Source organism: Streptomyces sp. NPDC048411 (assembly GCF_040704695.1).
GTDB lineage: Bacteria > Actinomycetota > Actinomycetes > Streptomycetales > Streptomycetaceae > Streptomyces.
The window spans coordinates 19,237-29,709 of sequence record NZ_JBEZKL010000093.1; the positions used below are offsets into that span (position 1 = coordinate 19,237).

Genomic DNA, 10,473 nt, shown 5'->3' on the forward strand with positions numbered 1-10,473 from the left:
GTGAGTTTGCTTTGTACGGCGGCTGGGGCCGGGCACCGAGGGGTGTCCGGCCCCAGCCGTGTGCGGGGGCGGGCTGGGGTGCCGGGGCCGCCTGGCGGCCGTTCTGCCCTCACGCGCCGGACGGGCCGGAAGGGCCTGCTCGCGCAGGCCCCGCTAGGTGTACTGACCCGTGAGACACCTCAGGGTTCTAACTCGTCAAGCGGCGGCAGCGAGTTCGATGGGGAAGGCGGTTTGTTCGACGAACAGCTCGCGGTGCTGGAGGCAGTGGTAGAGCTGGCCGAGCATACGGTTGAAAAGGTTTCTCTGGCCGGCAGCGTGCCAGTCTCCGTGGTCGTCGCCGCGCCTTCGGCAGTGGGCTTTGGCGCCGGGTGAAGCGGTAATGGCGGAGAAGGCCCAGAGGTAGCCGGCGTGGTTGAGCCGGTCGTTCTTCACCCACCGCCGAGTGATGCTCGACTTCTTGCCCGAGGCCCTGGTGATGGGCGAGGAGCCCGCGTATGCCTTGAGGCCGCGGGCGTCGGCGAACCGGGTGTGGTCGTCGCCGATCTCGGCCAGCACCCGGGCGCCGAGCTGGACGCCAAGGCCGGGGAAACTGAGGATGATCTCAGCGTCCGGGTGCTGAGGGAACGCCTCCTCCACCGCCTTGGCCAGGTTGTCGGCGGCTGTGCAGGCGGCCTCAAGCTGGACCACAAGGGCAAGCATCTGCTGGCCAAGCGCGTCTTCGACCGCGGGTGGCTGGTGGGCCCAGTCGGCACGGAACACCTCTCGAAGCCGGTCGGCTTGTGTTGCGATGCCGCGTTGGCGGCCGGCTCGCTTGAGCGCGGCCTGCACCTGCGTGCGCGTCAGGGAAGCCGCGCGGGATGGTGTCGGAGCCGCTTTGAGGATCTCAAGTGCCTCTGAGCGGCAGAGGCCGTTCTTCCAGGGCTCAAAGGCCACCAGCGCGGCCGGGTAGTACTCGCGCAGCAGGGACCGGAGCTGGTTGGCGATCTGCTGGCGGTTCCAGGTGGCGTCCTGCTGGGCGCGGGCCAGGACGGTGACGGCGCGGGCCAGGTCGCTGTCCTGCGGCAGCGGCCGGTGGGCGTGCATGTCGGTGCGCAGGATGTTCGCCAGCACGAAAGCGTCGCCTGGGTCGGACTTCTTGCGCGAGACGCTGTGCCGGTCGCGGTAGCGGGCGGCGGCCATCGGGTTGATCGCGAATACCTTGCGCTTGCCCGTCCTGAGCACCGCGACCAGCAGGCCGCGGGAGGTCTCGATCGCGACCGGGATCGGGTTCTCCTCGGTGTCGCCATGCTCGGCAAGCAGGCCCAGAAGGATCTTGTAACCGGCCGCGTCATCGGTGATGTGCCGCTTGGCCAGTAACTGGCCGCCGTCGTCGACCAGAGCGACGTCATGTGTGCGTTCCGCCCAGTCGATGCCGCAGTAAATCAAGATGTTCCTCCCCATGGCGCAGAAGTTCGTGCTGGTCACGAGCACATGCGGGCCACGCAGCGACCTCATCCCAGGACTCGACACGAAGGCCGGTCCGCCACCTCAGTAGCCGTTCGTGGCACCAGCTCACCCCACGGGCCTCGGTCTATGCGGGAGCTCAGACGGCTCGGGCGTATCGAGAGGTCACCGTGCGGCGGGCTCACACCACCAACACCAACGAGTGATCAAGGCGACAGTGTTGACGGCCACGAGGACGCAGAACGCCACCGATCTGCTTCGAGGCATCAACGCCCGGTCAGACGAAGGCATCCGCCCGGCGCCCCCGTGACCGCCGCTCGGCGGCACTGCGGTGACCAGGATGTGCCGGGAAGCACCGCTCTCACGGAAGGCCTGTAGGACCGTGTTGGGGACAGGTGTCTTCACCCGACGCTGCCCGGCCACCGAGCACCGCTAATACCGGATTGGGTTGGGGACGCGGGCCGGTCCCCACCGGCGCAGGAGGCGGACCTTGATGATGCGCCGCTCGGTACGGGTCGGGGTCCGGCGCGGGCTGTGGTGCGGGCGCGAGGACCGGTCGGTCATGCCTGCCTCGCCCAGCTCGCGGTAGCGGCCGGCCCACCGCTGAGCCGTCGTGGGCGAGACCTGGAAGCGTTCGGCAGCCCGGCGCAGGGTCCAGCCGTCCTCGACGACGCAGCGGGCCAGACGCAGGCGTCCGGTCTCGGTCAGGGGTGCATTACGGTGGGGCATGAGGGCCTTCTGCTGGTCGGTGGTGATGTCGCAATCCACACCGAACCCGGAAGGCCCTCACTCGTTCAAGATCACCCCACCGTGAACCCCGTCACCAACCTCCGTGGACAGAACGCCTAGGGCGTGAAGCGCCGGACGGGCTCGGGGATCGCTGCTGGGGTCGCGCTGTGCTGCGAGTGGTGGGTGCCGGGGTCTCGCCTCAGCTGCCGGACTTGGTGCCGCCCAGCTCTACCGCTGCGCAGCGCCAGCGCAGGTCCGGGCCCTGTTCCAGGCGGAAGGCCATGGCGCGTACCTCTTCGCCCGCCGCGATGCTCGCGTACGCTTCCACCACTCCCGGTGCGGGCTGGGCGCCGTGGCAGCGGCGTACCACCGGGCGGACCCCGCGGGCCCTGAGCGGGGTTGCCGGGGCCAGTTCGGCCAGTTGGTCGTAGGCCTCGCCGATCGTGTGGCCGAGCATCCAGTGGACCGGTCGCTGGCCGCTGAGAACCGCGAGGAGGCGTTCCGCGAACCAGTGGTGCGGGCGCATCCGCTGCGCTGTCCGGCGGCGCTGCGCCGGTACGGCTTCGGGCCTGCGCTGGTCGTGACGTCCGGCGGGCCGGGTCCTGTTCACGCTCATCGTTCATTGCCCCCGTTGATCCGAGGCCCGGTTATCTACCGGGCAGTAACTTCTGCTGGGGATCTTCTACGGCGGTGGCGTACGCGGCCGCAAGCACCGTCGGGGCGCCGGGTGTGGTCCCAGAGGTTCACCTATCCGGGTGACGGGCGAGGTTTCGCAACGTGCGTGGGGGCGTTGTGAGGGGTGAATTGCGCGCGTGGGGTGGACGGGCCGGAGGTCGTACCCGTAACCCCGATGGGGGACGTCGCACGTATCCTGAGAGCGTCTTCCGACTACGAAAGCGGCCAGCCATGCGCGTGTACGTCCCCCTGACCCTCTCCGGTCTCGCAGCGGCGCACCGGGCGGGCGAGGTCGGCCCCGGTCCGCTGACCGCGTACGCGGTCACTCCCGCGCTCCGCGAGTGGTACGTCTCCGACGACATCGAGGAGTTGGAGTACGCGGCGCTCAACCGGGCCGCGTCCGCCTCGTTGCGGATGATCGCCGGGGACCCGGGTGCCGTCCGCAGGCGCGTGGTCGTCGCCGTCGACGTACCGGACGGGGAAGCCGTCGCCGACCCCGACCACAGCCTCGATCCCTCGTCGCTCGGCGAGGTGCGGATCGCGTCCGCGGTGGCGCTCAAGAAGGCGGCCGCAGTGCATGTCGACGCGGACGACGCGGAGAAGGACGTGGCGGCGGCCGCCGCGGTGCTCGGCGCGGCGGACCTCGGGGACGACGACGCGCAGTTCACCGTGGACGGTGCCGAGGACCACGAACTGCTCTGGTTCGGGGTGCAGGAGATTCCCAACCTGATCGGCTGACCCGTATCTGACCGACTGACCCGTTGTCGTACCCGGCAGGTACTTTCTCTCCATGGGGACACACGGGAAGCACCGCACGCATCTGGTCTGGGACTGGAACGGCACACTGCTCGACGACAACGACGCGGTCGTCGGCGCGACGAATGCCGCGTTCGCCGAGGTCGGCCTGGAGCCGCTCACGCTGGAGCAGTACCGGGAGATGTACTGCATCCCGATCCCCCGCTTCTACGAGCGGCTGATGGGCCGGCTGCCGACCGAGGCCGAGTGGGAGCGGATGGACGGGATCTTCCACCGGTACTACACCGAGCAGCGGGTCGCCTGCGGGCTGACCGCGGGGGCCGCGGAGCTGCTGGCGCAGTGGCAGCTCGCCGGGCGCAGCCAGTCGCTCCTGAGCATGTATGTCCACGAGCAGCTGGTGCCGGTGGTCCGGGGGTACGGGATCGAGCGGCACTTCACTCGGGTCGACGGCCGCACCGGGCCGTCCGGCGGCAGCAAGGCGCAGCACATGGAGCGGCACCTTTCCGCTCTGGACGGGATATCGCCCGAGCGCACGGTGGTCATCGGCGACGCGGTGGACGACGCGCTGGCCGCGGCGCATGTCGGTGCGGGGGCGGTGCTCTATACCGGGGGGTCGCACAGCCGGGCCAGCCTGGAGGCGGCCGGCGTGCCGGTGGTGGACAGTCTGGCCGAGGCTGTGGAGCTTGCCGAGCAGATGACCGGCTGAGGGGCGCCCGGAGGGGTCCGGCGGGGGCCGGCGGGAGGCTGAGGGGTTTCTTCGGCGACGTTCCGGCTCGGCGAGGCCCCAGCCCGCCCGGGCTTCAGTTCGCCGGGGCCTTCGTGCGCAGGACCTTCAGGAACTCGCGCATCCACGCCGAGTGGTCCGGCCAGGCGCGGGACGAGATCAGGGTGCCGTCCACCACCGCTTCGTGGTCCTCGAAGGTGGCACCGGCCGCCTGCATGTCGAGTTCCAGCGCGGGGTAGGCCGTGACGCGGCGGCCGCCCAGTTCGCCGATCGCCGCCGTCAGCAGAGGGCCGTGACAGATCTGGGCGACCGGCCTGTCCGAGTCGAAGAAGGCCTTGAGGATCTTGCGGAGCTCGGCGTCGTTGCGCAGGTACTCGGGGGCGCGTCCGCCCGGGATGACCAGGGCGGCGTAGTCTCCGGCGTCGACCTCGGAGAACGCCAGGTCGGCCGGCCAGGTGTAGCCGGGCTTCTCGGTGTACGTGTCGAAGCCGGGCTCGAAGTCGTGGACGACGAAGCGGAGCGTCTTGCGGGCGGGGGCCGCGATATGGACGTCGTACCCCTCCTCGCGCAGCCGCTGGTACGGGTACAGGACTTCCAGGGACTCGGCGGCGTCGCCGGTGACGATCAGGACCTTCGGTGCCATGGTGCGGGCTCCCCTCGCGCGGACGTCTGCGTCAAGCGTGCATCTGCCCGTTGCGCGCTGTCCAGAGTGTCAAAGTTCGGGACCTTCTTTTGTACACATACGGCTCATGACGGTTCCGGGTACGGGCGAGATAGCCTGGACCCGTGATCAGCGCGATACGCCTCGGGGGCAGCGAAGCCCCCGGCCTGCGCCCGGAGTGCCACCGTGCCCGGGCGATCACTGATCCCCTCGTCCCGGACCCGCTGCCGAAAATGGCCGATATGGTCCCGGGCATCTCTCGTAGCGGCATAGCGTCGTCTCAGACCGGAAACCCCGTGTCGTGGCGGTACGTCGCTTTTTTCACCTACGTCACGCAACGGCGCGCGACAGGAGCCAGAGGACATGCAGACCAAGCTGGACGAAGCCAAGGCCGAGCTGCTCGCACGGGCGGCACGGGTAGCTGACAACAGTCCGGGCGGTGGTGTCGGCGGCCCGGGCGGTACCCCCCGGGTGCACGTTGAGGGCACCGGGGCCGACGCCACCGGTGCCGGGCAGGGCGAGCGTCCGGGCCCGGACGTGCTGCTCTCGTACCTCCAGCGCTACTACCTGCACACCGCTCCGGAGGACCTCGTCGGCCGCGACCCGGTCGATGTCTTCGGTGCTGCCTCCTCCCACTACCGGCTCGCGGAGAACCGCCCGCAGGGCACCGCGAATGTCCGGGTGCACACCCCGACCGTCGAGGAGAACGGCTGGACCTGCAGCCACTCCGTCGTCGAGGTCGTCACCGACGACATGCCGTTCCTGGTCGACTCCGTCACCAATGAGCTGTCCCGGCAGGGGCGCGGCATCCATGTCGTGATCCACCCGCAGGTCGTTGTCCGTCGCGATGTCACCGGCAAGCTCATCGAGGTCCTCGCCGAGGGCAATGGCCTCACTGTCGGCCAGCAGGGCCGCAAGGGCGCCAACGGGGCCAAGGGGACCACGCACGCGCTGCCGCACGACGCGCTCGTCGAGTCCTGGATCCACGTCGAGATCGACCGCGAGACCGACCGCTCCGACCTGAAGCAGATCTCCCTGGATCTGCTCCGCGTGCTGTCCGACGTACGGGAGACCGTCGAGGACTGGGACAAGATGCGCGACGCCGCGCTGCGCATCGCCGACGACCTGCCCGGCGAGCCGCTCGACGAGCTCGCCGACGAAGAGGTGAACGAGGCCCGGGAGCTGCTGCGCTGGCTCTCCGCCGACCACTTCACCTTCCTCGGCTACCGCGAGTACGAGCTGAAGGACAGCGACGCACTGGTCGCCGTCCCCGGCACCGGCCTCGGCATCCTGCGCTCCGACCCGCATCACAGCGAGGACGAGGCGCACCCGGTCAGCCCGTCCTTCGAGCGGCTGCCCGCCGACGCCCGTGCCAAGGCCCGCGAGCACAAGCTGTTGATCCTCACCAAGGCGAACAGCCGGTCGACCGTGCACCGCCCCAGCTACCTCGACTACGTCGGCGTGAAGAAGTTCGACACCGACGGCAATGTCATCGGTGAGCGCCGCTTCCTCGGACTGTTCTCGTCCGCCGCCTACACCGAGTCCGTGCGCCGGGTGCCCGTCATCCGCCGCAAGGTCGCCGAGGTGCTGGAGGGCGCGGGCTTCTCGCCCAACAGCCACGACGGACGCGATCTGCTGCAGATCCTGGAGACGTACCCGCGCGACGAGCTCTTCCAGACCTCCGTCGACCAGCTGCGCTCCATCGTGACGTCCGTGCTGTACCTCCAGGAGCGGCGCCGGCTGCGCCTCTACCTCCGTCAGGACGAGTACGGGCGCTACTACTCCGCGATCGTCTACCTGCCGCGCGACCGCTACACCACCGGTGTGCGGCTGCGGCTGATCGACATCCTGAAGGAGGAGCTCGCCGGCACCAGCGTCGACTTCACCGCCTGGAACACCGAGTCGATCCTTTCCCGGCTGCACTTCGTCGTGCGTGTCGCGCCCGGTACCGAGCTGCCCGACCTGACCGGCGCCGAGGTCGACCGCATCGAGGCGCGTCTCGTCGAGGCCGCCCGTTCCTGGGCCGACGGCTTCCAGGAGGCGCTGACCGCCGAGTGCGGTGAGGAGCGCGCCGCCGAGCTGCTGCGCCACTACGGTCACTCGTTCCCCGAGGGCTACAAGGCCGACCACACGCCGCGTGCCGCCGTCGCCGACCTGGTCCACCTCGAAGCGCTGAAGAAGGACGAGAAGGACTTCGCGCTCAGCCTGTACGAGCCGGTCGGCGCCGGCCCCGGTGAGCGCCGCTTCAAGATCTACCGGACGGGTGAGCAGGTTTCCCTCTCCGCCGTTCTCCCCGCGCTTCAGCGGCTCGGGGTCGAGGTCGTCGACGAGCGTCCGTACGAGCTGCGCTGCGCGGACCGTACGCACGCCTGGATCTACGACTTCGGGCTGCGGATGCCGCAGGTCAACGGCAGCGGCACCTACCTCGCCGACGACGCCCGCGACCGGTTCCAGGACGCGTTCGCCGCGGTGTGGACCGGACAGGCCGAGAACGACGGCTTCAACTCCCTGGTGCTCGGCGCGGGTCTGAACTGGCGGCAGGCGATGGTGCTGCGCGCCTACGCGAAGTACCTGCGGCAGGCCGGTTCGACCTTCAGCCAGGACTACATGGAGGACACCCTCCGTAACAACGTCCACACCACCCGGCTGCTGATCTCCCTCTTCGAGGCCCGGATGTCGCCCGGTCGGCAGAGCGCCGGCACGGAGCTGACCGACGGTCTCCTCGAAGAGCTCGACGGGGCGCTCGACCAGGTCGCCTCGCTCGACGAGGACCGGATCCTGCGGTCCTTCCTCACCGTCATCAAGGCGACCCTGCGCACGAACTTCTTCCAGATGTCGGACGGCGGCAAGCCGCACGCGTACGTCTCGATGAAGTTCGACCCGCAGGCCATTCCGGACCTTCCGGCGCCCCGCCCGGCGTTCGAGATCTGGGTGTACTCGCCGCGCGTCGAGGGTGTCCACCTGCGCTTCGGCAAGGTCGCCCGCGGTGGTCTGCGCTGGTCGGACCGACGGGAGGACTTCCGGACGGAGATCCTCGGCCTGGTCAAGGCGCAGATGGTGAAGAACACCGTCATCGTGCCGGTCGGCGCCAAGGGCGGCTTCGTCGCCAAGCAGCTGCCGGACCCGGCCGTCGACCGTGACGCCTGGATGGCCGAGGGCATCGCCTCGTACCGGACATTCATCTCGGCGCTGCTCGACATCACCGACAACCTGGTGGCCGGCGAGGTCGTGCCGCCCGTCGACGTCGTGCGCCACGACGAGGACGACACGTACCTCGTCGTCGCCGCCGACAAGGGCACCGCGAGCTTCTCCGACATCGCCAACGAGGTCGCCGTCGGGTACGGCTTCTGGCTCGGCGACGCGTTCGCCTCCGGTGGTTCCGCCGGTTACGACCACAAGGGCATGGGCATCACCGCCCGCGGCGCCTGGGAGTCCGTGAAGCGGCACTTCCGCGAGCTCGGCCACGACACCCAGACCGAGGACTTCACGGTCGTCGGCGTCGGCGACATGTCCGGTGACGTGTTCGGCAACGGCATGCTGCTCTCCGAGCACATCCGGCTCGTCGCCGCGTTCGACCACCGGCACATCTTCCTCGACCCGACCCCGGACGCCGCCACCTCGTACGCCGAGCGGCGCCGCCTCTTCGACCTGCCGCGCAGCTCCTGGGCCGACTACAGCAAGGACCTGCTCTCCGCGGGCGGTGGCATCCACCCCCGTACCGCGAAGTCGATCCCGGTCAACGCGCACGTCCGCGAGGCGCTCGGCATCGAGTCGAGGGTCACCAAGATGACGCCCGCCGACCTGATGCAGACCATCCTCAAGGCGCCCGTCGACCTGGTGTGGAACGGCGGCATCGGTACGTACATCAAGTCGTCGGCCGAGTCGAACCCGGACGTCGGCGACAAGGCCAACGACGCGATTCGCGTCAACGGCCAGGACCTGCGGGCCAAGGTCGTCGGCGAGGGCGGCAACCTCGGCGCGACCCAGCTCGGCCGGATCGAGTTCGCCCGGGGCGGCGGCCGGATCAACACCGACGCGATCGACAACAGCGCCGGTGTGGACACCTCCGACCACGAGGTGAACATCAAGATCCTGCTCAACGGGCTGGTCCGGGACGGCGACATGACCGTCAAGCAGCGCAACAAGCTGCTTGCGGACATGACCGACGAGATCGGCCGTCTGGTGCTGCGCAACAACTACGCGCAGAACACCGCGCTCGCCAACTCCGTCACCCAGTCCGCCTCCCTGCTCCACGCCCAGCAGCGCTTCATGCGCCGCCTGGGCCGCGACGGGCACCTGGACCGCGCGCTGGAGTTCCTGCCCACCGACCGGCAGATCCGGGAGCTGCTGAACAGCGGCAAGGGGCTCACCCAGCCCGAGCTCGCCGTACTGCTGGCCTACACGAAGATCACCGCATCCGACGAGCTGATCCGGACCAGCCTGCCGGACGACCCGTACCTGCAGAAGCTGCTGTACGCCTACTTCCCGGATCAGCTGCGCGCGCAGTTCCCCGAGGCGGTCGACGGACACGCGCTGCGCCGCGAGATCATCACCACGGTGCTGGTCAACGACACGGTGAACACCGGTGGTTCGACCTTCCTGCACCGGCTGCGGGAAGAGACCGGCGCATCGATCGAGGAGATCGTGCGGGCGCAGGCCGCAGCCCGCGAGATCTTCGGCCTGGGCCAGGTGTGGGACGCCGTCGAGGCGCTCGACAACAAGGTCGCCGCCGATGTGCAGACCCGGATCAGGCTGCACTCGCGCCGGCTCGTCGAGCGCGGTTCGCGCTGGCTGCTCGGCAACCGGCCGCAGCCGCTGGAGATCGCGGGGACGATCGGCTTCTTCAAGGACGGCGTCGACCAGGTCTGGGCCGAGCTGCCCAAGATGCTGAAGGGCGCCGACGAGGAGTGGTACCAGTCGATCCTGGAAGAGCTCACCGAGGCGGGCGTTCCGGACGAGTTGGCGCAGCGCGTCGCCGGGTTCTCCTCCGCCTTCCCGGCGCTCGACATCGTGGCGATCGCGGAGCGCGTCGGCAAGGACCCGCTCGCCGTCGCCGAGGTCTACTACGACCTCGCGGACCGGCTGGGCATCACCCAGCTGATGGACCGGATCATCGAGCTGCCGCGGAGCGACCGCTGGCAGTCCATGGCCCGTGCCTCCATCCGTGAGGACCTGTACGCCGCGCATGCCGCGCTCACCGCGGATGTGCTGAGCGTGGGCAACGGGACGTCGACGCCTCCGGAGCGGTTCGAGGCGTGGGAGGAGAAGAACGCGGCGATCCTGACGCGTTCGCGCTCCACACTGGATGAGATCCAGGGGTCGGACGCGTTCGACCTGGCGAACCTGTCGGTGGCCATGCGGACGATGCGGACGCTGCTGCGTACGCACGGCTGATCGGGCGGCGCTTGTACGGAAGGGGGGCGCCCCGGGTACCAAAACCAGACCGGGTGGTCTATCTCACCACCCGTCAACCCCATATTACGGT

Annotated in this window: 6 protein-coding genes and 1 pseudogene; 3 read left to right on the top strand and 4 right to left on the bottom strand. The window is 69.4% G+C overall.

Annotated elements, in window-relative coordinates; genetic code table 11:
* Positions 1 to 195: 195 nt before the first annotated feature.
* From AB0915_RS27120 to AB0915_RS27130, 3 genes and pseudogenes are all read right to left on the bottom strand, one after another.
* Positions 196 to 1,440: an IS110 family transposase gene (locus tag AB0915_RS27120; RefSeq protein ID WP_366693563.1), complete on the bottom strand. Its 1,245-nt coding sequence runs from the start codon at positions 1,438 to 1,440 to the stop codon at positions 196 to 198.
* A 456-nt stretch (positions 1,441 to 1,896) separates the two neighbouring features.
* Positions 1,897 to 2,172 (bottom strand): annotated as a pseudogene (locus AB0915_RS27125) (leucine zipper domain-containing protein); the annotation flags it as partial.
* A 199-nt stretch (positions 2,173 to 2,371) separates the two neighbouring features.
* Entirely contained in the window at positions 2,372 to 2,788 is a 417-nt protein-coding gene (locus AB0915_RS27130) for an Rv3235 family protein (protein WP_366693558.1), read from the bottom strand.
* A gap of 290 nt (positions 2,789 to 3,078) precedes the next feature.
* On the opposite strand from AB0915_RS27130, the gene AB0915_RS27135 reads away from it, so the two are divergent.
* Together AB0915_RS27135 and AB0915_RS27140 are read left to right on the top strand one after the other, a co-directional pair.
* Positions 3,079 to 3,585 (top strand): hypothetical protein, encoded by a 507-nt coding sequence (locus AB0915_RS27135; protein WP_358859343.1) that lies wholly within the window; start codon positions 3,079 to 3,081, stop codon positions 3,583 to 3,585.
* Positions 3,586 to 3,637: 52 nt separating this feature from the next.
* On the top strand, positions 3,638 to 4,309 hold the full coding sequence (locus tag AB0915_RS27140; protein ID WP_366693559.1) for an HAD family hydrolase: 672 nt from the start codon (positions 3,638 to 3,640) through the stop codon (positions 4,307 to 4,309).
* Between the two features lie 94 nt (positions 4,310 to 4,403).
* Here the strand turns inward: AB0915_RS27140 and AB0915_RS27145 are convergent, their stop codons facing one another.
* The gene (locus tag AB0915_RS27145; protein WP_366138180.1) at positions 4,404 to 4,970 is read right to left on the bottom strand and encodes a DJ-1/PfpI family protein; all 567 of its coding nucleotides are present in this window, start codon (positions 4,968 to 4,970) and stop codon (positions 4,404 to 4,406) included.
* A 381-nt stretch (positions 4,971 to 5,351) separates the two neighbouring features.
* Between AB0915_RS27145 and AB0915_RS27150 the strand changes: the two genes are divergently transcribed.
* Positions 5,352 to 10,382: an NAD-glutamate dehydrogenase gene (locus AB0915_RS27150; protein WP_366693560.1), complete on the top strand. Its 5,031-nt coding sequence runs from the start codon at positions 5,352 to 5,354 to the stop codon at positions 10,380 to 10,382.
* Positions 10,383 to 10,473 lie beyond the last annotated feature (91 nt).